Genomic DNA, 24,921 nt, shown 5'->3' with positions numbered 1-24,921 from the left:
CGATTAACTGGGTCGAACACCTTGCAAGAAGCTTCGGTTGTCGCTTTAGTCAGGCTAGCAGACGGTTGTGCTTTTTGCGGGATTAGTCAAAAACGGGGCCACCCGGCGCAGTAAGTTTGAAAATGTGAGTTTGAACGACCGCTCTCGGATCTGCCCTATGTGTCCTTTCGCATCCGCAGCAATCCATAGTTCGTTGCATCGGGTCTTTTTCGAGATGGGCACAGAAAGCAACCACCAGCCGCTCACCAAGGGAGGATGACCCGCAAGATGTCTGCCAAGCCGACATTGGCGGAACCTCTCTGGCTGGGCATAGAGCTCAGAAAAAGGATCCGCCCAAACAAAGGCGATCCGACCAATCCTTGAAGCCACGGCATTGATCCCCATCTTAACCCGCGACCGTGCGCCCTCTGGTACTTTCTGCACAAGCAGCGTAAAAAGGGTGCTGCGCGAAATATTTGGAGCCTCGCATCGATGAAAGAACATCGTGGCCGTCTGACCAAGGACGGTATCCGTATCTATGAACAGGGTGACTTTGCCGGCATGCAGGCGGCAGGGGCTTTGGCTGCGCGGATATTGGATGATATTGCCGATCATGTGTTCGTCGGCCAGACCACTGGCGCGATTGACGGGCTCATCACGCAGATGGTCGAGGATGCGGGCGCAACTTCGGCCACGATTGGATATAAGGGCTATCAGCATGCCAGCTGTATCAGCGTCAATCATGTGGTCTGCCACGGCATTCCCGGCGACAAAAAGCTGAAGGATGGCGATATCCTGAATATCGACGTGACCGTTATTGTCGACGGCTGGTTCGGGGATACCTCGCGCATGTATGTAGCGGGAAAGCTGCCGCGCAAAGCCGAACGGTTGATCCAGATCACTCATGATGCCCTGTTCAAGGGCATCGAGATGGTCAAACCCGGCAACACGTTCGGCGATATCGGCCACGCGATTCAATCATTTGTCGAGGCACACCGGATGAGCGTAGTCCGCGATTTTTGCGGCCACGGGCTGGGCCGGGTCTTCCATGCACCGCCAAACGTTCTGCACTATGGCCGTCCGGGCACTGGTGCGGTTCTGGAAGAGGGCATGTTCTTTACCATCGAGCCGATGGTCAATCTGGGCCGCCCCGAGACCAAGACGTTGGCCGATGACTGGACCGCCGTGACGCGCGACAAGTCACTGTCGGCACAGTTTGAGCACTCGGTCGGTGTAACGGCAGATGGGGTCGAGATCTTTACCCTGTCGCCAGGCGGCAAGTACCACCCGACCTATTCTTCCTGATCCGCCGCCTGATCCCGTAGCAGCTTTAGCAGCAGGGTTTCCTGCCCCCATGGCGTGACCGCATCATGGATGAAAACCGGCGCGCGCAGAGGCGTGCGCTGGGGATCGGTTGCGGTGTCAGCCTCTTGCGGAAGTGACCAATTCGACGGGGTCAGTGCACGGTCCATGCCCCGCAGGGTAACATGACCGGGTCAAATCCCCAAAAGCGCCGGAACCTGCGCCATGTCAGAGAAGACTTCGCCCCCCGCAGCGGCCAGTTTTTTACCGCCACCATGCGGTGCATAGGCCAAACAGCGCATATGTGCCCTGCTTGCTGCGGTCACGCCGCTGAGGCTGTCCTCGATCACCAGAGGGTTTGACGCGTTGAAGCGTTCAGCCGCAGTCAGAAACAATGTCGGGTCCGGCTTGGCCGTTCTCAGGACATGGGCCGAAAAGGCGACATCGCGAAACCGATCCCATAACCCGTTCTGACCCAAAGTGATCTGCATCTTGTCCGGGCTGCCGTTCGAGGCGACACAGAAGGGCAGCCCGTTTGCCTCGAGAACCGCCAGCAGGTCCGCCACGCCGGGCATCAGCTGCACGCCAAGTCGGAGCCGGTCATAGGTTTCCGCATAGACCTCATCAACCCAGCCTGTGGGCAGCTCCGCGCCCAGCGCCCGGGCTTTGTCCCGCACCCCGGTCATGGTGCCCCCAACGAACAGCTTCATACTGTCTTCGATTGTCAGGTTCAGGCCATAACGGGCAAGATTGTCGACCAGTACCTGATTGGACAGCGGCTCACTGTCGACCAGGACTCCGTCGCAATCAAAGATCACCAGATCATGCATCCGGATCGCCATTCCACATCAGGGTGATATGCGTGTCGCCATATTTGCGGCTGTTATGCAACACGAACCCGTCGGGCGGCTGCATGGGCGCGTTTTCCTCCCAGACGACAAGGGCGCCTTGTGCGAACCAGCCGTCAGAAAGAGCCGCAATCGCCTTTTGCCCAAGGGATTTGCCATAGGGCGGGTCCAGGAAGATCAGGTCATAAGGCGCGTCGGGATTGGCCCCCAGCCGCGTTGCGTCGCGACGGATCAGCTCGGTACAGTCAGAGCTGCGGGTCAGGTCGATATTCTTGCGGATCAGGCCCTGTGACACGCGGCCATCATCGACAAAGCTCACATGTGCCGCACCGCGCGACAAGGCCTCAAGCCCCAGCGCACCGGTGCCTGCGAACAGGTCCAACACGCGCAGCCCGTCAAAATCAATCTGATGGGCCAGTACGTTGAACAGGCTTTCGCGTACCCGGTCTGTGGTCGGGCGCAGATGCGCGCCGGCGTCCCCCTTGCCGACCGAGGCCAAAGCCCGACCTCGGAAGGCTCCGGCGATGATCCTCACGCTCTGAGCAGCGGTTTCAGGTCCGCATCCGGGTCGGCCACAATAGCAGGATCAGCTGTTTTTCCGCTTTCAATCAGACGCTTACCAACCATATAGGCACGCGGATCGTTCATCGCGTCGACCGCGATCAGCTGATCGCCCTTATAGTACCAGAAGGACACGGTCTGCCCGTCACCATTGCGGGTCACCACCCGGTCATACCCGGTGTTCAAGCCCGCGATCTGCAGTTTGACGTCATACTGATCCGACCAGAACCACGGGGTCGCGGTATAATCCTTTGCCGCGCCCAACATGTTCTGGGCAACAATCTCGGCCTGATCAATCGCGTTTGGCACGCTTTCCAGACGGATACGCCCGCCAGCATGCGGGAATGAGGCGCAATCGCCCGCCGCCCAGATCGACGGATCAGAGGTGCGCCCATGCGCATCGGTCTTGATGCCATTGTCCAGCTCAAGCCCGGCCATCTCGGCCAGTTGGGTTGCAGGAGCGATGCCAACGCCGACAACAACGAAATCGACCGCCAGTTCTGTTCCATCGGTCAGCACCGCGCCGGTGACCTTGCCGTTTTCACCCAGCAGTCGGTCCAACCCGACACCTTCGCGGATATCGGCGCCATATTCGGAATGCAGCGTTCTGAAATAGTCACTGGTTTCAGGGGCGGCGACCCGTTGCAGAATGCGGTTGGCCATTTCAACCAGGGTCACCTTGACCCCGCGCTTGGCGCAAACGGCTGCGGCCTCAAGCCCGATGTATCCTCCGCCCACGATCAGCGCACGCGCGCCTTCGGACACATAGGGTTCCATTTCGTCCACATGGGCCAGATCACGCACCACATGCACCCCGTCCAGATCGCCACCGATAGCAGCAGGAAGGCGGCGCGGGTCCGATCCAGTGGTCAGGGCCAGCTCATCATAAGAAACAACCTCATCACCCAGCGTCACCGTCTTGGCCTGCGGGTCAATACCGGTCACACGCTGACCAAGGCGCAGGGTGATGTTGTTTTCGGCATAGAAATTCTCGGGGCGCAGGAAGAGGCGCTCTAGCCCCATCTCACCCAAAAGATAGGCCTTGGACAAAGGCGGTCTCTGATAGGGCAAATGCGGCTCTGCGCCGATCAGAGTAATCTCGCCGTCGAACCCATCTTTGCGCAGCCGGGCGACAAGCGAAGCACCTGCCTGGCCAGCGCCAATCACGACAATATGGCTCATATTCCCCTCACCCTGTCGAATTCCCGTGGTCACTTTTGTTAGCTCACCTATATTGCGGCTAGGCCCGACTCTGCAAATCCAAATGACAGGAGCGAAAAAATGATTTCAACAGGTGACACTCTGCCCGACGCCACATTGACCCAAATGGGGGCAAATGGCCCTGAAGAGGTCCGCGTTTCGGACAAGACCAAAGGGCGCAAGGTTGTCATTTTCGCCGTGCCCGGCGCCTATACCGGCACGTGCACAACGGCGCATGTTCCAAGCTTTATGCGTACCAAAGACCAGTTCGATGCAAAAGGCGTGGAAGAAATCATCTGCATCTCGGTCAACGATCCCTTTGTCATGAGCGCCTGGGGTGAGTCCACCGGCGCAACTGCGACTGGCCTAACCATGTTGGCCGATGCGGCGTCAGAATTCACCAAAGCCATCGGGATGGATTTCGACGCCCCGCCCGTTGGTCTGATCGGCAGGTCCAAGCGCTATGCGATGCTGGTCGAAGACGGCAAAGTGGTCGCCATGAACCTGGAGGAAAATCCCGGCGTCTGCGAGATTTCCGCAGGTGAAGGGCTGTTAGAGGTTATCTGACTTGATCTGGCCCCAGTGCTGCTGGGGCCATTTTCGCAATTTAACTTGCGGCACTCTCATGATGGGCGAATACTTGGTACATATTCATCAGGGAGTTTGTTTATGAACCTAAAGACATTTACCTTTCTTTTAGGTCTGACCGGCGCACTTGGCGCTTGTGGACCGGCCCCTACCCCGCAGCAACAGGCCGCACGACAGCATGAGATCGCCTGCCTGAGCGGCACAGTGGGTGGTGCCTTGCTGGGCGGCGTCATCGGCAATCAGTTTGGCGGCGGTTCCGGGAAAACCATCCTGACGGCAGCGGGTGCTGCGGTCGGCGGCGTTGAAGGTCAGAGGTTCGCATGTTGAGAGGGATGAAGATGAAAACCGCAATCGTCCTGTCGATGTTGTCCCTGGCGGGTGCCGCAACGGCCGAAACCGTGGCAGAGCTGCATGAGAATGAGCTTAAGGCCATCGACACCAATAATGACGGCTTCCTGTCGAAAGATGAGTTCGACGCCTTTTCCGACTATGCGTTCCAGACGATGGATGAGGACAAGAACGGCACATTGGGCCTGGATGAAGCCAAGCCGTTTCTGGATATAAAGCAATTCCAAAAGGTTGACCGGGACCGGGATAGTAATATTTCAAGAACGGAATACGATCAGCATATGACCGAAGATTTTATTTCTGCTGATCAGAACAGCAACGGTCAACTGGATTAGGCTCTGCGGCCTTGGGCCAGACAGGAGTATGCAATGACCAAATGGAGCGCTCTTTTTGCGTTGGGGTTGCTTGCGGCATGTGATGTGCCGCAGGCCCCTATTGTGACCGGCCCTGATGGCCAACCGAGGATAGAGATCAGTACCAATGGCCTGACCTGCTATGACCGGCGTTGTCTCGACATCAACCCCGCAGCACGGTCCGTGCGCATGATCGGCAACAGAACTACCCGGATACCTGCCGAAATCGATGTTAGTGACAACCTGGTCACCCCAGCCGAGTTCAGGCGGCTGGGTCAGGTTGCCAGCCTTGCCGGTGGTGTCGGATCACGCGGTGACAGCGGCTAGACCAGGCTGTCCATCTTGCGGGCCAGTTTGGCGTCCAGCGCCGAAAGCCCGCCGACATCATGGGTGGACAGCGTCACCTCGACCGTGCGGTAGACATTGAACCATTCGGGATGATGGTTCCATTTCTCGGCAAACATAGACACTTGGGTCATCCAACCAAAGGCGTGGACGAAGTCCTCGAACATAAAGGTTTTGGTGATCGCATCCCGGTCCTTGACCATGGTCCAGCCGCTTTTGAACAGCGGGTCCAGCAAGGGGCCACGGGTCTCGGTCGACAGAAGTTCAGTCATTGGTGTTCCTCCGGGTTCGACTTTCTGAACGGGCCATAATCAGTCAGAATCTCGATTTCTTCTCCCACTGCTTGGGCCTCGGCGTCCAGATATTTTTTGATCGCATCGGCAAAGCTTGGGTCATTGACCCAGTGCAGGCTGTGCGTGCGCGTGGGAAGATAGCCGCGCGCCAGCTTGTGTTCGCCCTGCGCCCCAGCCTCGACCCGAGCCAGGCCTTGCGCAATAGCAAAGTCGATTGCCCTATAATAGCACAGTTCGAAATGCAGGCAGGCATGATGTTCGACGCAGCCCCAGTAACGGCCATAAAGCGTCTCGCGCCCGATAAAGTTCAGCGCGCCCGCAATCGGATACCCGCCGCGCTCGGCCAGAACCAATGCCATGTCATCCGCCATGGTTTCCTGAGCGATATCAAAGAATTGCCGCGTCAGATAGGGCACGCCCCATTTCCGAGCGCCGGTATCCTGATAGAACTCCCAGAACGCATCCCAATGTTCAGGGCGCAGGTCATCACCCGTCAACGCGCGGATTTCACCGCCAAAGGCGCAGGCCTGCGCGCGTTCCTTGCGAATGTTCTTGCGTTTGCGCGAGGACAAAGCGGCCAGAAATCCATCGAAATTCGCATACCCGTCGTTCAGCCAGTGAAATTGCTGGGAATGGCGCAGCATCAGGCCCATCTGCGCGCCCGCCAACGCCTCATCTTCAGTGCAAAAGGTCGCATGGACCGACGATACCTGATTATCCACCGCCAGCTGCACCGCCCCCTGCACCAAGGCGGACATGCCCACCGCCTGATATCCCGGCCGCAGCAGAAAGCGGCGCCCGGTGGCCGGGGTGAACGGCACGGCAATCTGCAGTTTGGGATAATACCGCCCGCCGGCGTTTTCATAGGCATGCGCCCAGTTGTGGTCGAAGATATATTCACCCTGACTATGCGATTTTGCGTACATCGGGGCGGCCCCGATCAACATTCCGTCCAGATAAACCGTCAGGTATTGCGGCTGCCAACCGGTACCCGGCCCGACCGATCCGCTTTCCTCCAAAGCCAAAAGAAAGCGATGAGTGGTAAAGGGATCAAGCGGACGGCCCCCATCCGCAGCCTCGGGGCAGGCACAGCTGTCCCACTCTGCCGCAGTAATCTGCGAGAGCGATCCAAGTACCCGAACCTCGATTTGTGCCTGATCCATGTGCCCTCTGCGTTTGATCTTTATCTGTGACGGAAGGGGCGCGGTTCAACCCGGATGCGCGGCTAAGTACCCTTCGAAAGTCACATTATCGGCAATCTTGCGAGCCTCGGCCTCTTGCGCAGCCGAGCGAACGGTCCAGCACAGGACCGGAACACCCTGCGCCTTCAGCTCGGCAACCCTTGGGCGGGACAAGTCTTCGGCTTCGTGGCTGATGAAACTGGCCCCGACCCTTGCGAAATCCGGGATGTCCCGCAGGTAATCGCACACCGCCGCAGGCAAAAGTTCGACTTTGGGCTGATACGAACAGGTCGTGATCCCCCTGGGCAAATGCGGCGCCAACCGCGCCAGTTCAGCCACCGAATTGGGGTTGAACGACATCAGCGCCACCGGACCTTCATAACCCTCAAGGGCTCGTACAGTATCACGCTCGAGCGGGCCCACATTCAGGCCCATCACACCGTCCTGATCCTTAAGCTCGATCAGCAGGGGTACCTTGCCCGCCACGATTTCCAGCACATCATCCAGTGTCGGAATGCCGTCATCAGCGTGCAACAGCTGTGTCTCGGACGCTACCTGCGCCGAAATCTGCCGAACTGGCCCCGGTCGCCCGGTCAGTCGCCCCAGGTCATAGTCGTGAAAGACCAAAGCCCGGTTGTCGGCGCTCAACTGCAGATCAATCTCAATCCCGTAACCGGCCTTAACAGCGGCACGAACCGCCGCCCGGCTGTTTTCCGGGCGGTTGTCCAATTTGTCGTGCAGGGCCCGATGCGTGATCGGGGCCTGTAGGAACGTAGCGGGCAGTACCGGGGTCATGCGATCTCGAAGATGCCTTCGATCTCAACCGCGACGCCCAACGGCAACGACGCTGCACTCACGGCCGAGCGCGAATGGCGACCAGCCTCGCCCAGCGCCTCGACCAGAAAGTCCGACGCACCATTGATCACCTGCGGCTGGTCGGTGAAATCGGCGGTTGAATTCACAAACCCTGTCAGTTTGATCACACGCACCAGCTTTTCTATATCGCCACCGCAAGCGGCCTTGACCTGCGCCAGAAGATTGATCGCGCAGACCTTGGCAGCCGCAGCACCGGCTGCAACATCCATGTTATCACCCAGCTTGCCGGTGATCAGTTCCGCATCCTTGGAAATCTGTCCTGAAACGTAGACGATATTGCCGACCCGCACGAAAGGCACATAGTTGGCGGCGGGCGCCGGCCCGTCCGGCAGACTGATTCCCAAGCTTTCCAGTTTTGCTGCGATACTCATCTGTTGATCCTCACCTGATATAGACTCGGCGGGACGCTATCCGGGATCGTTCGGCTGGAAAAGTGTGAAACCAGTAAAACTGCGGTCAGTGGCGTATTAAGCGTAACTTCTCTTATCCCGAGGTGTTGAACTTGTGTCACTTTACCAGATGCAGTCGGCCGGGTTAAACGCGAACTGTTTCAAAATGGGCCCAAAACCTTTATGTGACGACAGATTGAGCCGCAAAATGGCCGCAGGCATTATTGATTGAGCGTCCAGCCCCACTCACAAAACGGCTGGCGCGTTTGGAGTTGAAATACCGTGTTGAGCAAGATCAGATTCAAGCCCCTGATTGTCGTGACCCTGATGACCGTTCTTGGCGCTTGTGCGTCCCAACCCGCCGATCAGGCCGCGCGCGGCGATACTTTCGATCCCTACGAGAATACAAACCGCGGCATTCACAAGTTCAATCTGGGCGTCGACCGGTTCCTGTTCCGTCCGGCCTCGAAGGGCTATGTGAAGATCGTGCCCGATCCGATGGTGACCAGTTTCAACCATTTTGCCGAAAACCTGACTATGCCGGGTCAGGCTCTGGATTATCTGCTGCAGGGCAATCTGAAGCAGTCGGGCAATGCCCTACTGCGGTTCCTCATCAATACGACCGTTGGTGGCGCGGGTCTGTCTGACCCGGCCAGCGAATTGAACCTGCCGCCCGTGGATACCGATTTCGGTGAAACCCTGCACGTCTGGGGTTTTGGCGAAGGCGCCTATGTGGAATTGCCTTTCTATGGCCCCTCAACATCCAGGGATGCGGTCGGCGTCGTCGTCAACCTGTTTTCGAACCCGATCAACTTCACACCGGTGCGCCCGGTCGAGAATATCGGCGTCTACGCCGAAATCGTAAGGCGGATGGGCGACCGTGGACGGTTCTCGGACACAGTCGATTCCATCCTCTATGAAAGTGCTGACAGCTATAAGCAGGCACAAACAATTTACCTGCAAAATCGACGTTTCGAACTGGCACGCGATGATGAGGACGCCTATCTGGGATTGTATGACGATCCCTATGCAGATATCGGGACCGACCCTGTCAGAGACCCCTACCTTGACCCCTACGAGGATCCATATGCCGAGTAATTATTTGAAGAGAAGAGAGTTTATTGCATCTGGCATCGCCGGCCTGGCGCTAGCCACCCTCCCCTTGCCAGGCTTTGCCCAGACAGAGGCCAGTGCAAAAGCGTTGGTCGTTAGCGTTGTGGATGACATCAACCGCGTCATCAGTTCAGGAAAATCCGAAAAGAGCATGATCCGCGATTTTGAAAAGATCTTCGTGCAATATGCTGACGTTCCGATCATGGCCCGCTATGTGCTGGGGGCCGATGGCCGCTCGGCCAGTGCGTCACAGATAAAGCAGTTCACCGACGCGTTTCAGGGCTATATCTCGAACAAATACGGACGTCGCTTTCGCGAGTTCATTGGCGGCGAGGTGACCGTTCGAAATGCGCGCAAGATCAAAGCCGGATACGAGGTGCGTACCTCGGTCAAGCTGCAAGGCTCCTCGCCCTTCGAGGTGACCTTCCTGGTGTCCGATAAATCCGGCCGCGACAAATTCTTCAACATGTTTATCGAAGGCGTGAACATGCTGCTGACCGAACGTACCGAGATTGGCGCCATGCTGGACGCGCGCGGCGGTGATCTGAACCGTCTGATCAAGGATATGAAGCGAACCGGGTGAATTCACAGCGATTTGCTGCAGTCAAAACTCTCAAATCCGCTCGTAGTTTCGACCAGTTCGGCCTCATAGTGTGCGATCATTGGCATTGCAATGGGTTCGATCTGGTCATTCCAGACCGCCTCACCATAGAAGCTGTCCTTTATCCTGTCGCGTTCTTCCAACGAAGAGAACGCGCGCATCCAATGCACTTTGTCAGGATTTTCCAGATCTCTGAGCGGCCCAAACACAAGCATTCCTGCATCCCGCAACGCAGCGCGATTGTGTTTCTCAAAGAATTCTATGAACGCTTCTCGGCGGCCCGGTTTTAGTGTGTAATGTCGAATTTCCAGTATCATCGATATTCCCCGGGCAATCTCGTTGGCCTGACATGGCGTCAGTACTTGGCGAAATTGCCCGAGTTTAGCAAGAACAAGTCCTGCGCAGTGCGCTAGTTCAACCGCTCGCCGGTTTCCTTGGCAAAATAGGACACTTTGCTCATGTCAAAGGCCAGGTTCAGCTCTTGCCCGGCCTGGGCGCTGGTTTCCGCGTGCAGGCGCGCAGTGACCTGTTTGCCGCCCAGTTCGGACACTACATAGGTGTCAGCTCCGGCAGGTTCGACCATGTCGACCATGCAAACCGCTTCCTGCACGCCGTCCCCGGCGCGGAAACCGGCTTCGGCGATATCCTCGGGGCGCAGGCCCAGAATGACATCCTGCGGCAGTGACAGATCACGGGCATCCTTCAGGACTAGCGTTTCACCGGATGACCGCTCAATGGCGATTTCGGTGCCCGTGCCGTTCTTGGTGGCCTTTGCAGGGATCAGGTTCATCGCAGGTGAGCCCATGAAATCAGCCACGAACAGGTTGGCGGGGTTGTTATAGATCTCGGCCGGGCTGCCGATCTGTTGCACGATCCCGCCTTTCAGAACCACAATCTTGGTGGCCAGCGTCATCGCCTCGATCTGGTCGTGGGTCACATAAACGATAGAGGCATCCAGAGTCTGGTGCAGCTTCTTGATTTCTGTCCGCATCTCGACCCGCAGCTTGGCGTCGAGATTCGACAGCGGCTCGTCAAACAGGAACAGTTTGGGGTCGCGCACCAGCGCCCGTCCCATCGCCACCCGCTGACGCTGACCACCGGACAGCTGGCTGGGACGACGGTTCAGCAAGGGTTCAATCTGCAGCAGGGACGCGACCTCTTTCAGCTTGGCGTCCTGCGTGGGCTGATCAACCCCGCGCACCTTCATGCCAAAGGTGATGTTCTTGGCCACCGACATGGTCGGGTACAGAGCATAGGACTGGAACACCATGGCAATGTCGCGATCCTTGGGGCTGACATGGGTCATGTCCTTGCCGCCAATGGCCAGCGTGCCGCCGGTGATCGGTTCAAGCCCGGCAATACAGTTCAGCAAGGTGGATTTGCCACAACCCGAGGGGCCAACCAGCACCAGAAAGTCGCCCGGTTCGATCGAGATATTGATATCTTTCAGGATCTCGGTTGCGCCGTAATTCTTGTACAGCTTGTTGATATCAAGGATGGGAGCCATCATTCTATCCCTTCACAGAGCCAGCGGTCAGGCCGCGGATGAAATACTTACCGGCAACGACATAGACGAGCAGCGTCGGCAGACCCGCGATGATCGCGGCGGCCATGTCGACATTGTATTCTTTGACACCGGTGGTGGAGTTTACGATGTTGTTAAGCGCCACGGTCACAGGCTGTGTGCCCGCCTGGCTGAACGACACGCCGAACAAGAAATCATTCCAGATCTGCGTGAATTGCCAGATCACGGTTACCACGATGATCGGCAGTGACAGTGGCAGGAAGATCGACCAGAAAATCCGCAGGAACCCGGCCCCATCGACGCGGGCGGCCTTGGTTAGCTCGGCCGGGATAGAGACATAATAGTTGCGGAAAAACAGCGTGGTGAAGCCAAGACCATAGATTACGTGGACAAAGATCAGGCCCGGAATGGTTCCGGCAATACCCATCATGCCCAGAAGGCGCGCCATCGGCAGCAGGACGACCTGAAACGGAATGAAGCAACCAAACAGCATCAGCGAGAAGATGATGTTAGCCCCTTTGAACCGCCACTGCGCGACAACATAACCATTCAGCGCGCCCAGCAGGGTCGAGATGGCCACCGCAGGCACCGCAATCAGGACCGAGTTCCAGAAGTAAGGCCGCAGACCTTCGCATTGGATACCCGTGCAGGCGCCCGACCAAGCGGTTTGCCAGGCTTCGAAACTCACCTCACGCGGTAACGATATCAGGCTACCGGTACGGATTTCCTCGAGGCTTTTCAGCGATGTCGTCAACATCACAAATAATGGCATCAGATAGTACAGCGCGAACAGGCACAGCACCACGTAAAGCAGCCAGCGCAGGGCGATTTTGCTCATGTTACTTTGGCTGCGGGTTTGGGTGTGGGGCATCGACAGATCAGTCATTTTTAGCCCTCAATTCTGAGTAGAGATAAGGAACCACGATGGCAAAGACGACCAGCATCATGATCATTGCAGACGACGCCGCCTGACCGATATCGCCGCGCGAAAAGGCCATCGCATACATGTAGGTGGCGGGCAGATCGGTCGCATAGCCCGGACCGCCTCCGGTCAGGGCAATGACAAGGTCAAAGCTCTTGATTGCCAGATGCGCCAACACGATGAAAGCGGACAGGAAAATCGGGGCCATCGACGGGATGATGATCGCGGTATAGATACGCCATGTTGGAATACCATCGACCTGTGCGGCCTTGATGATCTCGCCATCAACCGAGCGCAGACCGGCCAGAAACAGCGCCATCACAAAGCCCGAGCTTTGCCAGAGTGCGGCAATGACGATGGTGTAGATCGCGTAATCGGGATTCACAAGCCAATCGAATTCGAAGTTGGGAAAGCCCCAACCCTGCACCATGGACTCAATCCCCAGACCGGGGTTCAGGATCCACTTCCACGCCGTGCCCGTGACGATCATCGACAGCGCCATGGGGTAGAGATAGATTGTTCGGATCGCTCCTTCGACGCGGATTTTCTGATCCAGCAGGATGGCCAGCAGCAGGCCCAGCAGCATCGCGATCACGATGAACAGAGTACCAAAGATATACAGGTTGCCAATCGCCGTATCCCAGCGAGGAGAGTCGAACAGGCGCTCATATTGGATGAAGCCATGGATCTCGTATTTCGGCAGCAGTTTTGAGCGTGTAAGCGACACCCATGCGGTCCATCCGATAAATCCGTAGACAAAGATCAATACGGCGATGAACGACGGTGCCAGCACCACCTTGGGCAGGTGGTTTTCCAGCCATTCGGACATGTTTTCCTCCGGGGAAAGATGCTCTGCCCCACACCTTGGGGGGCAGAGCGTTTTGGATCAGTAGCTGTTGGCCACCGCGTCCGCCAGTTGCTGAACCGCGTCAGCCGAGGACATATCCGAGTTGAAATGCGCGGTCACAACATCTGTGATCGCACCAGCCTGCGACCCGCGCAGCGCCATGCCATGGGCATAAGATGGCAGCAGCGAACCACCTGCCGAGGTCGAGCCCATGTCTTCGGCCGAGATTTGCGCACAGATGTCAAAGGCATCCAGCGACACATCGGTCCGGGCCGGGATCGAACCCTTGTTCAGGTTGAACACTTCCTGAAAGTTCGGTGCAACAATCAGCTTGGCCAGCAATTCCTGACCGGCGCGATTGTCGTCGCCCTCAACCTCGAACATGGCAAAGCTGTCGACATTGTACAGATATCCATCGCCGGGGGTCGAGGCGCACAGGAAATCCTCACCAGGCTTTTTGCCCGCTGCCAGGAATTCGCCCTTGGCCCAGTCACCCATGATCTGAAAGGCCGCTTCGCCGTTCATCACCATCGCGGTGGCCAGGTTCCAGTCGCGGCCCGAGAAATTCTCGTCCACATAACCACGCAGGGTGCGCATCTGGTCAAAGACCTGGATCATTGTGTCCGAGGTCAACGCCTCGGGGTCCAGATCGACCAGGGCTTTCTGATAGAACTCGGGTCCGCCAAGACCCAGTGCAACGGCTTCGAAAACCGTGGCGTCCTGCCAGGCCTGACCGCCATGGGCCAGTGGGATCACACCGGCGGCCTGCAGTTTCTCGGCAGCGGCGTTGAACTCATCCCATGTGGTGGGCATTTCGATGCCATTCGCAGCCAGCACATCGGCATTGGCCCAGATCCAGTCGATGCGGTGAACGTTCACAGGCGCCGCGCACCAAGTGCCTTCGCACATCATGTGACCAGCGATCGACGCGGGCAGAACGTCGGCCCAGCCTTCGGCGGCGGCCACGTTCGAGATATCGGCCAGAACGCCCTCTTCATACCATTCCTGAATCGCCGGGCCTTTCAGCTGAACCGCTGTCGGCGCGTTGCCTGCCAGAACCCGCGCCCGCAGCGCCGTCATGGCTGCATCACCGCCGCCGCCTGCGACAGGCATATCGGTCCATGTGCCCCCGTTCGAGGCAAACTCTTCCTGAAGCACGGCCACCGATTTGGCCTCGCCACCGGATGTCCACCAATGCAAGACCTCCGCCTGTGGTTCGGCCACCACAGATGATCCGGCCGCGACGGCCAATGCGGACACAGTCGCAAAAGAAAATCGTTTCATGTTTTCTCCTCCCTGAGAATTCGGTGCCAGTCAAATTGGCAATGCCGCAATACTGTGCCCCTATCTGAGTCTGACAACGCTTAATCCGGGCCAATACCCGGGAAAGGCGCAAATTTTCACCGCTTTTGTTACAGCGTGTTACGTTAGCATTGAATCTGTTTCCGTTCGTTACAATGGACGAAGTTTGGGGCCAGAGAACAGGAGGAAGAACACTGTGAGCATTCCGCGGCTGTTGGTGGTGGATGACGACCCTGAAATGCGGTCGATGATGACCCAGTTCCTGCAACAGAATGGCTTCATTGCGCTGCCCGCCAGTTCCGAAAGCGAAATCCGCGCCCATCTCAAGTCGGGTCGGATCGACCTGATTCTATTGGATGTGATGCTGGGGGATGAAAACGGCGTTGATATCTGTGCCCGCCTGCGGGCCGAACAGGACGTGCCGATCATTCTGGTCTCGGCCTTGTCCGCCGATCATCAACGCATGGCCGGGTATGAGGTAGGCGCCGACGATTACATCGCCAAGCCTTTTAATCCGCAACTGATGCTGGCTCGCGTACGCGCCGTCATGCAACGGGCGCGTCGTACACCTTCGCTTGCCTATCGCCGTCGGACAAAAAGCTTTCGCTTTGACGGCTGGCTCTATGATGGCAAGCGCGACGAAGTGCATTCGCCGGACGGATATCTGGTTTCCCTGTCCCAACGCGAAACGGCGATGCTCAAGGTGTTTCTGGCCAACCCGCATATTCCGCTGACCCGGGATGAAATCGCCGCCGCCCTGGATGTAACCGGCGCGGCTGACAAGACCGAAAGCCAGGGACGCGCCATCGACATGCTGGTCGGGCGGCTGCGGTCCAAGATCGAAGCCAACCCCAAAGACCCGCAAATGCTGAAAACCGAACGCGGGGTGGGGTATATATTTGCCGCAGAGGTCTCTGTGGATGAAACCGCATGACAGCCCGCGCGACGCGCCTGCGCAGCCTGGGCTGGATCTGGACCTGCGCCGCTTTTACCTCGGGGTTGCTGGCCGCAGGGCTTTGGTTCGCCTCGGCCCGCGCATGGCAGGAATTCCAGACACGCGCCTATGTTGCCGGGTTCGCGGTCTATGAGGATTTGCGCATCGGTAAATCCCCACCGCCGGGCATCACCATTACTCCATTGCCACCCAAATCCGCCAGCCTGGCGGACGCCGGGCAGTTCGAACAACTCCCCGGGTTTTCGGATCGCAGCTTTGTCACCAACCTGTCGATCCTGACCGACAGCTCGGCACCGGTTTCGGGCCGAGAGTTGACGCTGGCTGTGATGTCAGACCGGCTGGTTTACCCGGTGTCCGACATCCTCTCCGGCATCGACCAGACCGGCCCAGAGAAAATGGGCAACCTGACCCGGCTTTTGGCGACCTATTGCAGCGAACCGATACTGATCGCCCGCTATGGGCGCGGCGCATGGCAACAGGTGGACGGGACAGATATCTGGGGATGCCGTGCAGCCCCAACCGACCTGCGTCTGCCTACGATTCTGGTCGCTATTGTCGCGCTGGCGGTGATCCTTACCTCGGTCGGCAATGTATCGGACAGTTTCACCCGCTTCTCTACTGCCTTGCGCGACCGCAAAAGACGGGGCGGGCCGAACAGCTATGAGGCCGATGGCCCGGCCGAGTTGCGCGACATCGTCTCGGCCGTGAACGAGCATCTGGACGCCGAGCGCATGCAGCTGGAAAAGCGCGCCACTGTCTTGTCGGGTGTCAGCCACGATCTGGGCACCCCGGCCACCCGCGTCCGGTTGCGTGCCGCTTTGATCCCGGATGTAGAGCTGCGCGAAAAGCTTGAGGCCGATGTCGATCAGATGACCGGCATGATCGAAAGCGTTCTGACCTACACAAGGTCCGAGCTGAGCATCGAAGAACCGCGCCAGATTTCACTGACATCGCTGGTCGAAGCCTTGGTGGCGGATTATCAGGATATGGATCTGCCGGTGACCCTGAAAAAGCTGACCCCGGTGGCGGTTCAGGGGGGCACCTCCGTTTTCATGTCGCGCCGAGGGCATGGATCCCTGCCCGAGACCCGGAGAATGCTGGTCGTCGGCAGGCCAATTTCGCTGAAGCGCGCCCTGACCAACCTGATCGACAATGCGCTGAAATATGGTCGCCATGCCGAGGTTCAGCTGGAAACCGATGCCAAAATAGCAACCATCACCGTCGAGGACAAAGGGGCCGATCTGTCCGTCTCGGATATCGAAGCCCTGATGGCCCCGTTCCGGCGCGGGTCAAACACCGGGTCTTCGGATGGGTTTGGTCTGGGTCTGACAATCGCGGCGACAATCGCGGAACAGCATGGCGGCACCCTCAGCTTCGAAGCCGGAGAGCAAGGCCTGCGCGCACGTCTGCAGATCACCAGGCAGTGACGATTCATGTCATATAGCTACGCACCAGCGCGCTTGCGATCAGCGACCAGCCGTCGGCAATGACAAAGAAGGCTAGTTTGAACGGCAGCGACACTGTTGCAGGCGGAACCATCATCATCCCCATCGACATCAGCACAGCGGCCACCACAAGATCAATGATCAGAAACGGCAGGAAGATCAGAAACCCGATCTGAAAGGCCCGCGCTATCTCAGAGAGCATGAAAGACGGCATCAAGATCGACAAGGGTGCCTCGGCCGACAAGGAAACCGTATCACCCCCGGGTCGCAATGCTGCCATGGCGTGGAAAGTATCCGGATCAACTCGCCCTGCCATAAAGGCACGAAACGGCTGCAACGCGCGCTCCAACGCTGGTTCGACCTCCATCGTTTCTTCGACCATGGGGCGAATACCTGTGGTCCAGGCCTCCGAAAAGACCGGCTCCATGATGAAATAGGTCAGAAACAGTGCGAGGCTGACGATCAGCATGTTGGGGGGGGATTGCTGCAATCCGATCCCTTGCCGCAAGATGGCCAGAACGGTGATCAGGAACGGGAAACAGGTGATCATGATCGCCAGCCCAGGCGCGAGGCTGAGCACGGTAATAAGCAAAATCAACTGAATGGTGCGCGCGGAAATCGACCCGCCTTCGCCCAGTGACAGCGACACCTCTTGCGCGGCGGCCAGAGACGGCGTCAGCGTCAGCAGCACCGCCACCCAAAACAGGAAACGCATTACCCGATCCCGTTCTGCAGATCCGCGATTTCGGTTAGGCGCACGGCCAGTTGCCCGGCTTGATCACCCTCCATCTCTTCCAGCAGACCGCGTGCCACCAGTTGATCGCCAACATATAGGTCCACAGGATCTTCGATCCGTTTGTCCAGGGTGAGAACAGCGTTTTCCCCCATATTCAGCAGATCTCGGATTAGCGGGCGCGCCCGACCGACTGACACGGTTACCTCGATCGGAACGGTATCAAACGGGCTGGCTTTTTCGGGTTTGGGGGATTGCGGGTCACTCATTGTTCAATGCCTCTTTTGCCTCATACACGTAAGCGTCAAATGCTGAACGGATCGTCTCAAGCAGGGCGCTGCAATCGACCTCTCGCTGCGAAGTACCAACCTGCAGACGTGCCTGACCGGCCCCAAGAGACGGGTCCTCGACAACGCGGGTCGGGGTGGTCAATTCAGGGGGCAACAGCCCTTCGACAACACTCGCGCACCCCGAAGGCACAAAGATTTGCATCGGTTGGCCAATCTGTTCACCGGCCATTTCTGTAAGCTGTTCGACCAGCCGCGTGGCCTGCCCCCGATCCAGGGTGTTCGGCAACACCAGATTGACGAGGCTCTGGAACATGGGCTCCAACGACATTGTCATCCGGCTCGTCGCCTCATGATAAGTAAAGGACATATCCTCGAGCGCGCGGGCGAGGTTGGCCGATACCTGTCCACGACCCTGTTCCAGGGCCTGAAGGGCATCGTCCCATCCGGCGCTATAGCCGTGTTCGAAGGCGCCTAGCCGCTGTTCCTCCAGCGCCTCTTCGTCCAGCAAATGAACTTTGCCGCCGCCTGCCTGTACGGTGAAATCCTCAAGAAGATGGGCTATCGACATCACGCACGCTCCTCACTTTCTTCAAGCCAACTGCGCAGGATTTCCACGGTCTCCTCCTGCTTGTCGCCGATCATGGCCCGCAGCCGATCAACCGGATCAGCGCCCGGATTTGCCGCCAGCGCGGGTACATCCACCGGGGTATGTCCCGGAATAGCGGCGAATTGCCCGCCCTCTTCGGTCGCGATCTCACCGGTCAGAACCGCCTCGGGCTCTGGCGGTGTTCCCGCCGGCAAAAGGGCGGGGGCAAGGGCCGGTTTCATCAGGATCGGACGGATCACGAACAATCCCAGCACCAGCATCACAATCGCCAGAACCGCCATTTGAACCAGCGACATGGCGTCGAAATGAATCTGCTGCCAGATCGAAGCGGAAACCACAGTTCCACCAGGCTCTACTGCGGGCAGATCCAGCGATTTAAGGGTGATGACATCACCTCGTTCTGCATCGAACCCAACGGCCGAGGCCACAAGCTCACCCAATGCATCAAGCTCGGTCTGGGGCAAGGGCGTAAAGCTTTCGGCACCCGAGGCATCAACCGTCCGCGTTCCATTCACCAGAACTGCAACGGTCAGGCGCTTGATCGCACCGGGTGCGGTATGAACCTCTAGCTCCGTCTCGGACACCTCATAATTGACCCGTTCCCGTGTCTGTGTGGCATTCGAATTGGATGCATCCCCACCTGCGCCGTCGCCATCGGGCAGGTTCGACGCCACCGTGACATCGGACGATTGGTTCCGGGCGCTGTCAGACCGTTCCTCGACATCGGTGCTGATGGCCACGCGTCCCTTAGGATCAAAGCGCCTTTCGCGGATGGATTCGGTTTTGGTGACCGTATCAACACTGACCTCAACGACTGCATTTCCGGCCCCCACTCGGGCCTCAATCAGACGCAGGACCCGTTCGCGCAGCTGGCGCGACTTGTCATCCGCGGTATCTGCTGCCACCGCAGTCTCTTTTGCGCCAATGACCGCACCATTGGAATCAATCACCGCCACATTCTCGGGTGCGAGGCCACTGACGGCGGAAGAGACCAGAAACCGGATCGCCTTGGCCTGATCCGAAGTGATATCCGCACCCGAGGACACCAGATAGACCGACGCCGTCGGCGCGACGCTGCGCTGAAACGGATTCGTCGACTCGTTGGCAATATGCACGCGCGCCTGGCTTATATGAGGGCTGCCGACAATCGTGCGCGCAAGCTCACCCTCTTTCGCACGCCAATAGGCCGCATCGAACATTTGCGAGGTGGTGCCAAACCCGCTGAGTGAATCCAAAAGCTCATACCCGCGGTTTCCGTTCGCAGGCAGGCCTTCGCTGGCCAGAGTCATGCGCAATTCGTCCCGCTGCGAGCCGGGCACGTAAATCGAACCGCCCCGAATCTCATACTGTACGCCGCGCTGATCCAGTGATCGAACGATATCCCCCGCCGCGCCGCTTTCCAGCCCGGCATAGAGTAGGGTCATCGACGGCGCCGTCGCCAACCGCGACATCGCTAGGACCCCCAAAAACACCAGCACGACTGCACCGGCGACAATGATTTGCTTTCGCCTGTCCAAACTTGCCCAGACAGTTCCGATCTGCTGCACGCTCACCTCCGACTCACCGACATTCTGCCCGGCGCACCCCCTGTTTGGACGATTGCCCTTAACAATCGGTTAGTCCCTGCCGGGTTATGACATCCCCAGACTGAATGAATGAGGACGTCATGACTGACGCGACTGCAGAACAGGCAGAAGCCTCGGAAAAATCGGGGAAAAAAGGATTGGTCATTGGGGTGATTCTGGCCGTTGCCGGGGCTGCGGGCGGGTATTTCCTGACCACTTCGGGGCTACTGCCATTTGGCGGGCAACCAGCCGCGGAAGACGCCAAGGAAAAAGACAAAGGGACCGAGGTTAAAGCCCTGCCTGAGGTTGGTTTTATCGACCTGCCGGCGGTGATCGTCTCGGTCAATGCCGGCGATTCGCGGCACCTGAAATTCCATGCCCAGCTTGAGGTGAACAGCAGCTACGCCTCGGATGTCGAGAAGATGAAGCCGCGAATCATGGATGTTCTGAACGGGTATCTGCGGGCGGTCGAAGTGTCGGATCTGGAGGATTCGCTCGCACTGATGCGCATCCGCGGTCACCTTTTGCGCCGCATTGAAATCGTCGTCGGGGAAGGACGCGTGCGCGATGTCCTCGTGATGGAATTCGTATTGAATTAGGAGGCCGAGATGGAGCTGATTGCAGATATTTTGCTGGTCGCAGGTGCGCTGGGTGCGGGTCTTTACTGTTTCGTGCTGTCCCGTCGGTTAAAGCGGTTCACTAATCTGGAACAAGGTGTCGGTGGCGCGGTCGCTGTCCTGTCATCTCAGGCGGATGAGTTGAAGAAATCGCTTGATTCGGCACGAACTGCTTCGGACCAGTCGGGCCTTGTACTTGAGGCACTGACCCAAAGGGCGGAATCGGTTGCTCAGCGGCTCGAACTGATGATGGCTTCGATGCATGATGTCATTCCGGCCGAAGAACCCGCCAATGACATCAAGGTTGAAGATCCCAAGCCGCAAGAACCCAAGGCCGAGGAACCAACGACGGATCGTGTGCCTGAAGAGGTTCCAATCGAGGCGGTGGAAAAGCCAGAGGATCCTACGGCGTCCAAATTTGAGGACACTCAGGAAAAACGCCCGGGCGGGCTGATGTTTTTCCGCCACGACCGCAATAGCGGAGAGGCCGCGACATGAGCGGACACATTGAAGAGAAACGACCAAGAAGCGGTGTCCTGACAGTTATTTCACTGTTGATGCTTGGGTCAGCCGCGATTCGGCTGGGGTTTGAGGCTGCACCAGCCCTGGCAAAAGGGGCCGAGCAGGCAGAAGCAAAACCGAAAGAGACCCCAGCAGAGCTGCCCGGAGCCCGGATACTGCTGACCGAATTGCTGCGGCGCGAAGAAGCGTTGAAAAAACGCGAAGCCACAGCCATTGATCGGGAAAAGGCGCTGGCCATTGCCGATGAGGCCATCGAGACCCGCCTGGCCGCCCTGCAGCAGGCAGAAGAGGCGCTGCGTGAGACGTTGGCCATTGCAGAAAAAGCGGCTGAGACAGACCTTACGCGCCTGACGGATGTCTATCAGAACATGAAGCCGAAAGATGCGGCCGCCCTGTTTGAAACGATGGACCCGACCTTTGCCGCCGGATTCCTGTCACGGATGCCGCCCGATGCCGCAGCCGGTGTTTTGGCAGGCCTGAACCCCGAGGCTGCCTATACAATCAGCGTGATTATGGCCGGGCGAAACGCTTCGGCTCCGCAGGAGTAGCCCCCATGATTTTCAACCCTGCATCGGAATTCGCCGGAGACCTCTTATGATCGGAATTGTCGGAATTGTCGTTATTTTCGTCATGGTGTTCGGCGGCTATTTGGCGGCTGGCGGGAAAATGACCATCATCATGAAATCCCTGCCGTTTGAAATGATGATGATTGGTGGCGCTGCGGTCGGCGCATTTATGATCAGCAATGACCTGAGCGCCGTGAAGCACACGATCAAGGATATGGCAAAAGTATTCAAAGGGCCGAAGTGGAAACCAGATGACTACCGTGACCTGCTGTGCCTGTTGTTTTCGCTGATCCGTATCGCCAAGGCCAACCCGGTCGAGGTTGAACAACATATTGAAGACCCCGAAAACTCGCCTCTGTTTTCGACATATCCGAAAATTCAGGCCGACAAAGAAGCCGTCGACTTGATCTGCGACACGATGCGGGCGGCCTCTTTGAATTATGACGATCCCCACCAGGTCGAAGAGGTGCTGGAAAAGCGGATGGAGGCGAATTTTCACCACGCCATGCACTCTAGCCACGCGCTACAGACTGTTGCTGACGGCCTGCCCGCACTTGGAATTGTTGCGGCAGTTCTGGGCGTTATCAAAACGATGGGCTCGATTGATCAACCCCCAGAAGTGTTGGGAAAGCTGATCGGTGGCGCTTTGGTCGGGACGTTCCTGGGGGTCTTTCTGGCTTATGGGCTGGTCGGCCCATTTGCAGGAAAACTCAAATCCGTGGTGGAGGAAGACAATCATTTCTATCAGTTGATCAAAGAGGTTCTGGTTGCCAACCTGCACAACCACAACCCTGCCATGTGCATCGAAGTCGGACGGCAGAACACTCCCACCCATAACAGGCCGGGTTTCTCAGAACTTGAAGAGGCCTTGAAAGAGCTAAAGCAGGCAGCGGCATGATCCGATACGCCCTAATGGTTTCAGCGGCGCTTACGGCCGCTGGACAGGCTGGCGCGCGCGACATTTCTGTGCGATCGGGCGAGCATGACGGATATACGCGTCTTGTTGTGCAGGTGCCCCCGGGTACGGAATGGGGTCTGAAGCAAACGAAGAATGGCGCAAGACTCGACATAGCGCTTTTTGATGCCGAATTTCAGACCGGGGCAGTGTTTCAGCGGCTGTCGCAGAACCGTCTGTCTGCGATCTCACAGACCAACCCGGGTGATGCGTTAGAGATGGAATTCGGCTGCGACTGCTTTGCCACCGCATTTCTGCATCAAAACACGATGATCGTTGTGGATATTGCGCCGGGGGCAGCCCTTCCACCGATCAGCAGCGACATTCCACCCCCAACGCTGCCCAAAACGGCAGTGGTAAACGCCCCGCTGCCCGGGCCACAGGCGCTTGATCCTTTGGTATTGCCGCTTTTGAATCTCAATGCGCAGGTAATTGAGGACCAGCTATCGACGCGATTGTTGCAGGGCGCTGACCGAGATCTGGTTGATCTTGAACTGTCCCAGATCGGCCCACGAGATTCGAACGGCAATCAATCACTGAACATGCCGCCACGCATGGACCTGAACATCGCGGTCACTTCGGTACTGGATGATCTGGATGGCTTGCTGGGACCATCCATTCCACAACTGGAAAAGAAACCAGCCTGCATTTCCAGCGCCGAGCTAGGCTTTGACAGCTGGTCCGATGGGCGCCTGTTCCCCGAACAGGTGGCAGAGCTGCGCACTGGCCTGTTTCAGGAGTTCGATCGCGTCGACAAAGAACGGGCCATGAAGCTTGCCAAGCTCTATGCGTATTTCGGCTTCGGTGCCGAGGCGGTTCGCAGCCTTGGCTGGATTGGTGAAGAGACGCCGGAAACGAACCGGATTTCTGCGATTGCCGCTGTTCTGGACGACCGGCCACTGAAAGGGTCAAATCCATTCCGCGACCTACAGCGTTGCGAAAGTGACGCCGCAATCTGGGCCGCTCTGACCGAGGGTAAGCTCGCCGAAGATGCCCAGATAAGGGTTATGGAACAATCGTTTGCGCGACTACCGGATCATCTGCGCCGGCAAGTCGGACCTATGCTGTCCGACATTTTCGTTGCAGCCCAAAAACTTGAAGCCGCGCGGCGCGTCTTGCGGGCTGTTGATCGCATCGAAACCAAACCCAGCCCCGGCGCGATTCAGGCCGAGGCCGGTGTTGCAAAGGCCGAAGGTAATCAGGAAAAATCCGAAACCTTGCTGAAAGACGTGGTGGGCAGCTCGGAAGCGGGGCTCGAAGCGCCTCTGGCACTGGCGCGACTGATTGAACAGCGGTGGGCGGAACGCGGGTCAGCCTCCGCCCGGGAGCTCGAACTTGCCGCATCTTACACCGTCGAATTGCGCCGATCTGAGATCGGCCCACTTATGCAACGGACATATGCGCTGGCGCTAAGTTTGGGCCAAGAGTTCGACCAGTCTTTTGATCTGTTAGAAGATATTCCGAATTCAGCTGAAACGCTGGACCGGGCCGTTCAAGTACTGACTGCGCGCGCCGACGACGATACTTTTTTGCGGCGCATCTTCAACCTGCCCGAACCGATGGCACAATCGCTGAAAACCGAAACCGCAATCTCCATTGCCGAAAGGTTGGCATCGCTGGGGTTTGCCCGTCCAACGCTATTTTGGTCCAACCGACCTCAGGACACTATCAGGCGAAAGGACCGAGCCCTTTTGCGCGCGCAGGCGGCATTGTTGTCCGGCCAGCCACACAAAGCCTTGCTGGAGTTAGGGGATGACCCCTCGGACAAGGCCATGTCACTGCGGGCGCAGGCCGATCTGGATATAGGTGAGTTTGAAAATGCAGGGCGGGTATTGTTGCAGTTTGACAGGGTGAACGAAGCAGAAAGATTGTTCTGGCTTTCTGATATGGAAGACGTCCCGCAGCCTGAGGTCGACCAAAAATTCGGACAGGTCAGGCGGGCGACTCTGGCATTGGCAGAACCTGTAACCAGGATTGAAGAACGACCATTGGCGGATGCAACTGCCCTGCTTGAAAACACGGCCAACGCCCGAGAGAACATCGCTCAGCTTCTCGCACTTGTGAGGGCGGACTGAAACGTCTGGGAAAAACTC

The 24,921-nt window shown here is 57.9% G+C and carries 31 protein-coding genes; 14 read left to right on the top strand and 17 right to left on the bottom strand.

Features of this window, described 5'->3' with window-relative positions; translation table 11 throughout:
• The first annotated feature begins 471 nt into the window (after positions 1–471).
• On the top strand, positions 472–1,284 hold the full coding sequence (gene map, locus AC2FH0_RS16240; RefSeq protein ID WP_271952408.1) for a type I methionyl aminopeptidase: 813 nt from the start codon (positions 472–474) through the stop codon (positions 1,282–1,284).
• Here the strand turns inward: map and AC2FH0_RS16235 are convergent.
• The 4 genes from AC2FH0_RS16235 to AC2FH0_RS16220 are packed head-to-tail and all read right to left on the bottom strand — an operon-like array spanning position 1,272 to position 3,872.
• Positions 1,272–1,451 carry a hypothetical protein gene (locus AC2FH0_RS16235; RefSeq protein WP_496678387.1) on the bottom strand — a complete coding sequence of 60 codons (180 nt, stop codon included), beginning with the start codon at positions 1,449–1,451 and terminating at the stop codon, positions 1,272–1,274. The two genes, map and AC2FH0_RS16235, sit on opposite strands and share 13 nt — an antisense overlap.
• A gap of 24 nt (positions 1,452–1,475) precedes the next feature.
• On the bottom strand, positions 1,476–2,123 hold the full coding sequence (locus AC2FH0_RS16230) for an HAD family hydrolase (protein WP_496678389.1): 648 nt from the start codon (positions 2,121–2,123) through the stop codon (positions 1,476–1,478).
• Positions 2,104–2,664 (bottom strand): 16S rRNA (guanine(966)-N(2))-methyltransferase RsmD, encoded by a 561-nt coding sequence (gene rsmD / locus AC2FH0_RS16225; RefSeq protein WP_496692762.1) that lies wholly within the window; start codon positions 2,662–2,664, stop codon positions 2,104–2,106. Before rsmD ends, AC2FH0_RS16230 begins: the two co-directional genes overlap by 20 nt.
• Positions 2,661–3,872, bottom strand: a complete 1,212-nt coding sequence (locus tag AC2FH0_RS16220; protein ID WP_496692763.1) for an NAD(P)/FAD-dependent oxidoreductase — start codon at positions 3,870–3,872, stop codon at positions 2,661–2,663. Before AC2FH0_RS16220 ends, rsmD begins: the two co-directional genes overlap by 4 nt.
• A gap of 99 nt (positions 3,873–3,971) precedes the next feature.
• Here AC2FH0_RS16220 and AC2FH0_RS16215 point away from each other — a divergent pair, with 99 nt between their 5' ends.
• The 4 genes from AC2FH0_RS16215 to AC2FH0_RS16200 all read left to right on the top strand — a co-directional run bounded on the left by AC2FH0_RS16215 (position 3,972) and on the right by AC2FH0_RS16200 (position 5,506).
• Positions 3,972–4,457: a peroxiredoxin gene (locus AC2FH0_RS16215; protein WP_142638675.1), complete on the top strand. Its 486-nt coding sequence runs from the start codon at positions 3,972–3,974 to the stop codon at positions 4,455–4,457.
• A gap of 102 nt (positions 4,458–4,559) precedes the next feature.
• The gene (locus tag AC2FH0_RS16210; protein WP_271952399.1) at positions 4,560–4,805 is read left to right on the top strand and encodes a glycine zipper 2TM domain-containing protein; all 246 of its coding nucleotides are present in this window, start codon (positions 4,560–4,562) and stop codon (positions 4,803–4,805) included.
• 11 nt (positions 4,806–4,816) lie between these two features.
• Positions 4,817–5,161, top strand: a complete 345-nt coding sequence (locus tag AC2FH0_RS16205) for an EF-hand domain-containing protein (RefSeq protein WP_142638671.1) — start codon at positions 4,817–4,819, stop codon at positions 5,159–5,161.
• Between the two features lie 33 nt (positions 5,162–5,194).
• Positions 5,195–5,506: a hypothetical protein gene (locus tag AC2FH0_RS16200; protein WP_281973287.1), complete on the top strand. Its 312-nt coding sequence runs from the start codon at positions 5,195–5,197 to the stop codon at positions 5,504–5,506.
• Here AC2FH0_RS16200 and AC2FH0_RS16195 read toward each other — a convergent pair.
• The 4 genes from AC2FH0_RS16195 to AC2FH0_RS16180 are packed head-to-tail and all read right to left on the bottom strand — an operon-like array spanning position 5,503 to position 8,245.
• Positions 5,503–5,796 (bottom strand): 4a-hydroxytetrahydrobiopterin dehydratase, encoded by a 294-nt coding sequence (locus AC2FH0_RS16195; RefSeq protein WP_142638667.1) that lies wholly within the window; start codon positions 5,794–5,796, stop codon positions 5,503–5,505. The two genes, AC2FH0_RS16200 and AC2FH0_RS16195, sit on opposite strands and share 4 nt — an antisense overlap.
• Positions 5,793–6,980 (bottom strand): GNAT family N-acetyltransferase, encoded by a 1,188-nt coding sequence (locus AC2FH0_RS16190; protein ID WP_496789823.1) that lies wholly within the window; start codon positions 6,978–6,980, stop codon positions 5,793–5,795. Before AC2FH0_RS16190 ends, AC2FH0_RS16195 begins: the two co-directional genes overlap by 4 nt.
• A 45-nt stretch (positions 6,981–7,025) precedes the next feature.
• Positions 7,026–7,793, bottom strand: a complete 768-nt coding sequence (locus AC2FH0_RS16185) for a glycerophosphodiester phosphodiesterase family protein (RefSeq protein WP_496789821.1) — start codon at positions 7,791–7,793, stop codon at positions 7,026–7,028.
• On the bottom strand, positions 7,790–8,245 hold the full coding sequence (locus tag AC2FH0_RS16180) for a RidA family protein (RefSeq protein WP_142638661.1): 456 nt from the start codon (positions 8,243–8,245) through the stop codon (positions 7,790–7,792). Before AC2FH0_RS16180 ends, AC2FH0_RS16185 begins: the two co-directional genes overlap by 4 nt.
• Positions 8,246–8,590: 345 nt before the next feature.
• Here AC2FH0_RS16180 and AC2FH0_RS16175 point away from each other — a divergent pair, with 345 nt between their 5' ends.
• Positions 8,591–9,361 carry an MlaA family lipoprotein gene (locus AC2FH0_RS16175; RefSeq protein ID WP_142638706.1) on the top strand — a complete coding sequence of 257 codons (771 nt, stop codon included), beginning with the start codon at positions 8,591–8,593 and terminating at the stop codon, positions 9,359–9,361.
• Positions 9,351–9,959, top strand: a complete 609-nt coding sequence (locus AC2FH0_RS16170; protein ID WP_271952395.1) for an MlaC/ttg2D family ABC transporter substrate-binding protein — start codon at positions 9,351–9,353, stop codon at positions 9,957–9,959. The genes AC2FH0_RS16175 and AC2FH0_RS16170 overlap by 11 nt, the downstream gene beginning before the upstream one ends.
• A 2-nt stretch (positions 9,960–9,961) precedes the next feature.
• Here the strand turns inward: AC2FH0_RS16170 and AC2FH0_RS16165 are convergent, their stop codons facing one another.
• The 5 genes from AC2FH0_RS16165 to AC2FH0_RS16145 all read right to left on the bottom strand — a co-directional run bounded on the left by AC2FH0_RS16165 (position 9,962) and on the right by AC2FH0_RS16145 (position 14,555).
• Entirely contained in the window at positions 9,962–10,294 is a 333-nt protein-coding gene (locus AC2FH0_RS16165) for a putative quinol monooxygenase (RefSeq protein WP_271952393.1), read from the bottom strand.
• A 92-nt stretch (positions 10,295–10,386) separates the two neighbouring features.
• Positions 10,387–11,484 carry an ABC transporter ATP-binding protein gene (locus AC2FH0_RS16160; RefSeq protein ID WP_496703496.1) on the bottom strand — a complete coding sequence of 366 codons (1,098 nt, stop codon included), beginning with the start codon at positions 11,482–11,484 and terminating at the stop codon, positions 10,387–10,389.
• 4 nt (positions 11,485–11,488) lie between these two features.
• Positions 11,489–12,388, bottom strand: a complete 900-nt coding sequence (locus tag AC2FH0_RS16155; RefSeq protein WP_142638654.1) for a carbohydrate ABC transporter permease — start codon at positions 12,386–12,388, stop codon at positions 11,489–11,491.
• Positions 12,381–13,253 (bottom strand): carbohydrate ABC transporter permease, encoded by an 873-nt coding sequence (locus AC2FH0_RS16150; protein ID WP_142638652.1) that lies wholly within the window; start codon positions 13,251–13,253, stop codon positions 12,381–12,383. Before AC2FH0_RS16150 ends, AC2FH0_RS16155 begins: the two co-directional genes overlap by 8 nt.
• A gap of 57 nt (positions 13,254–13,310) precedes the next feature.
• Positions 13,311–14,555, bottom strand: coding sequence for an ABC transporter substrate-binding protein (locus AC2FH0_RS16145; RefSeq protein ID WP_496703494.1), 1,245 nt, complete (start codon positions 14,553–14,555; stop codon positions 13,311–13,313).
• A gap of 214 nt (positions 14,556–14,769) precedes the next feature.
• Here AC2FH0_RS16145 and AC2FH0_RS16140 point away from each other — a divergent pair, with 214 nt between their 5' ends.
• A complete protein-coding gene (locus AC2FH0_RS16140; RefSeq protein WP_496702522.1) occupies positions 14,770–15,507 on the top strand; it encodes a response regulator transcription factor in 738 nt (245 codons plus the stop codon).
• A complete protein-coding gene (locus tag AC2FH0_RS16135) occupies positions 15,504–16,955 on the top strand; it encodes a sensor histidine kinase (RefSeq protein WP_496789820.1) in 1,452 nt (483 codons plus the stop codon). The genes AC2FH0_RS16140 and AC2FH0_RS16135 overlap by 4 nt, the downstream gene beginning before the upstream one ends.
• A 4-nt stretch (positions 16,956–16,959) precedes the next feature.
• On the opposite strand, the gene fliP is transcribed toward AC2FH0_RS16135, so the two are convergent.
• Genes fliP through fliF form a run of 4 tightly spaced genes read right to left on the bottom strand, consistent with a single transcriptional unit; the run spans position 16,960 to position 20,150 of the window.
• Positions 16,960–17,688 carry a flagellar type III secretion system pore protein FliP gene (fliP, locus tag AC2FH0_RS16130; protein ID WP_496692770.1) on the bottom strand — a complete coding sequence of 243 codons (729 nt, stop codon included), beginning with the start codon at positions 17,686–17,688 and terminating at the stop codon, positions 16,960–16,962.
• Entirely contained in the window at positions 17,688–17,975 is a 288-nt protein-coding gene (locus AC2FH0_RS16125) for a FliM/FliN family flagellar motor switch protein (RefSeq protein ID WP_496750640.1), read from the bottom strand. Before AC2FH0_RS16125 ends, fliP begins: the two co-directional genes overlap by 1 nt.
• Complete coding sequence (locus AC2FH0_RS16120; RefSeq protein ID WP_496789818.1) at positions 17,968–18,564, bottom strand: FliH/SctL family protein; 597 nt, start codon at positions 18,562–18,564, stop codon at positions 17,968–17,970. Before AC2FH0_RS16120 ends, AC2FH0_RS16125 begins: the two co-directional genes overlap by 8 nt.
• Positions 18,564–20,150: a flagellar basal-body MS-ring/collar protein FliF gene (gene fliF, locus AC2FH0_RS16115; RefSeq protein WP_496789816.1), complete on the bottom strand. Its 1,587-nt coding sequence runs from the start codon at positions 20,148–20,150 to the stop codon at positions 18,564–18,566. Before fliF ends, AC2FH0_RS16120 begins: the two co-directional genes overlap by 1 nt.
• Positions 20,151–20,269: 119 nt before the next feature.
• Between fliF and AC2FH0_RS16110 the strand changes: the two genes are divergently transcribed.
• The 5 genes from AC2FH0_RS16110 to AC2FH0_RS16090 are packed head-to-tail and all read left to right on the top strand — an operon-like array spanning position 20,270 to position 24,903.
• Positions 20,270–20,767 carry a flagellar basal body-associated FliL family protein gene (locus AC2FH0_RS16110; protein ID WP_496789814.1) on the top strand — a complete coding sequence of 166 codons (498 nt, stop codon included), beginning with the start codon at positions 20,270–20,272 and terminating at the stop codon, positions 20,765–20,767.
• A gap of 9 nt (positions 20,768–20,776) precedes the next feature.
• Complete coding sequence (locus AC2FH0_RS16105; protein WP_496789812.1) at positions 20,777–21,283, top strand: hypothetical protein; 507 nt, start codon at positions 20,777–20,779, stop codon at positions 21,281–21,283.
• On the top strand, positions 21,280–21,855 hold the full coding sequence (locus AC2FH0_RS16100) for a MotE family protein (protein ID WP_496692775.1): 576 nt from the start codon (positions 21,280–21,282) through the stop codon (positions 21,853–21,855). Before AC2FH0_RS16105 ends, AC2FH0_RS16100 begins: the two co-directional genes overlap by 4 nt.
• 46 nt (positions 21,856–21,901) lie before the next feature.
• Positions 21,902–22,771 carry a flagellar motor stator protein MotA gene (gene motA / locus AC2FH0_RS16095; protein ID WP_496678419.1) on the top strand — a complete coding sequence of 290 codons (870 nt, stop codon included), beginning with the start codon at positions 21,902–21,904 and terminating at the stop codon, positions 22,769–22,771.
• The gene (locus tag AC2FH0_RS16090; RefSeq protein ID WP_496789810.1) at positions 22,768–24,903 is read left to right on the top strand and encodes a hypothetical protein; all 2,136 of its coding nucleotides are present in this window, start codon (positions 22,768–22,770) and stop codon (positions 24,901–24,903) included. Before motA ends, AC2FH0_RS16090 begins: the two co-directional genes overlap by 4 nt.
• Positions 24,904–24,921: the final 18 nt, after the last annotated feature.

The sequence above is a fragment of the Ruegeria sp. CDSC051 genome, from assembly GCF_059610665.1.
The sequence above is the reverse complement of the archived record's forward strand: the minus strand, read 5'-3'. Positions and strand labels throughout refer to the sequence as shown.

Bases quoted from the DNA above. Each gene is read 5' to 3' on its own strand.
- map (WP_271952408.1), top strand. From the start codon at position 472: ATGAAAGAACATCGTGGCCGTCTGACCAAGGACGGTATCCGTATCTAT.
- AC2FH0_RS16235 (WP_496678387.1), bottom strand. From the start codon at position 1,451: ATGGACCGTGCACTGACCCCGTCGAATTGGTCACTTCCGCAAGAGGCT.
- AC2FH0_RS16230 (WP_496678389.1), bottom strand. From the start codon at position 2,123: ATGGCGATCCGGATGCATGATCTGGTGATCTTTGATTGCGACGGAGTC.
- AC2FH0_RS16220 (WP_496692763.1), bottom strand. From the start codon at position 3,872: ATGAGCCATATTGTCGTGATTGGCGCTGGCCAGGCAGGTGCTTCGCTT.
- AC2FH0_RS16215 (WP_142638675.1), top strand. From the start codon at position 3,972: ATGATTTCAACAGGTGACACTCTGCCCGACGCCACATTGACCCAAATG.
- AC2FH0_RS16210 (WP_271952399.1), top strand. From the start codon at position 4,560: ATGAACCTAAAGACATTTACCTTTCTTTTAGGTCTGACCGGCGCACTT.
- AC2FH0_RS16205 (WP_142638671.1), top strand. From the start codon at position 4,817: ATGAAAACCGCAATCGTCCTGTCGATGTTGTCCCTGGCGGGTGCCGCA.
- AC2FH0_RS16200 (WP_281973287.1), top strand. From the start codon at position 5,195: ATGACCAAATGGAGCGCTCTTTTTGCGTTGGGGTTGCTTGCGGCATGT.
- AC2FH0_RS16195 (WP_142638667.1), bottom strand. From the start codon at position 5,796: ATGACTGAACTTCTGTCGACCGAGACCCGTGGCCCCTTGCTGGACCCG.
- AC2FH0_RS16190 (WP_496789823.1), bottom strand. From the start codon at position 6,980: ATGGATCAGGCACAAATCGAGGTTCGGGTACTTGGATCGCTCTCGCAG.
- AC2FH0_RS16185 (WP_496789821.1), bottom strand. From the start codon at position 7,793: ATGACCCCGGTACTGCCCGCTACGTTCCTACAGGCCCCGATCACGCAT.
- AC2FH0_RS16180 (WP_142638661.1), bottom strand. From the start codon at position 8,245: ATGAGTATCGCAGCAAAACTGGAAAGCTTGGGAATCAGTCTGCCGGAC.
- AC2FH0_RS16175 (WP_142638706.1), top strand. From the start codon at position 8,591: ATGACCGTTCTTGGCGCTTGTGCGTCCCAACCCGCCGATCAGGCCGCG.
- AC2FH0_RS16170 (WP_271952395.1), top strand. From the start codon at position 9,351: ATGCCGAGTAATTATTTGAAGAGAAGAGAGTTTATTGCATCTGGCATC.
- AC2FH0_RS16165 (WP_271952393.1), bottom strand. From the start codon at position 10,294: ATGATACTGGAAATTCGACATTACACACTAAAACCGGGCCGCCGAGAA.
- AC2FH0_RS16160 (WP_496703496.1), bottom strand. From the start codon at position 11,484: ATGGCTCCCATCCTTGATATCAACAAGCTGTACAAGAATTACGGCGCA.
- AC2FH0_RS16155 (WP_142638654.1), bottom strand. From the start codon at position 12,388: ATGACTGATCTGTCGATGCCCCACACCCAAACCCGCAGCCAAAGTAAC.
- AC2FH0_RS16150 (WP_142638652.1), bottom strand. From the start codon at position 13,253: ATGTCCGAATGGCTGGAAAACCACCTGCCCAAGGTGGTGCTGGCACCG.
- AC2FH0_RS16145 (WP_496703494.1), bottom strand. From the start codon at position 14,555: ATGAAACGATTTTCTTTTGCGACTGTGTCCGCATTGGCCGTCGCGGCC.
- AC2FH0_RS16135 (WP_496789820.1), top strand. From the start codon at position 15,504: ATGACAGCCCGCGCGACGCGCCTGCGCAGCCTGGGCTGGATCTGGACC.
- fliP (WP_496692770.1), bottom strand. From the start codon at position 17,688: ATGCGTTTCCTGTTTTGGGTGGCGGTGCTGCTGACGCTGACGCCGTCT.
- AC2FH0_RS16125 (WP_496750640.1), bottom strand. From the start codon at position 17,975: ATGAGTGACCCGCAATCCCCCAAACCCGAAAAAGCCAGCCCGTTTGAT.
- AC2FH0_RS16120 (WP_496789818.1), bottom strand. From the start codon at position 18,564: ATGTCGATAGCCCATCTTCTTGAGGATTTCACCGTACAGGCAGGCGGC.
- AC2FH0_RS16110 (WP_496789814.1), top strand. From the start codon at position 20,270: ATGACTGACGCGACTGCAGAACAGGCAGAAGCCTCGGAAAAATCGGGG.
- AC2FH0_RS16105 (WP_496789812.1), top strand. From the start codon at position 20,777: ATGGAGCTGATTGCAGATATTTTGCTGGTCGCAGGTGCGCTGGGTGCG.
- AC2FH0_RS16100 (WP_496692775.1), top strand. From the start codon at position 21,280: ATGAGCGGACACATTGAAGAGAAACGACCAAGAAGCGGTGTCCTGACA.
- motA (WP_496678419.1), top strand. From the start codon at position 21,902: ATGATCGGAATTGTCGGAATTGTCGTTATTTTCGTCATGGTGTTCGGC.
- AC2FH0_RS16090 (WP_496789810.1), top strand. From the start codon at position 22,768: ATGATCCGATACGCCCTAATGGTTTCAGCGGCGCTTACGGCCGCTGGA.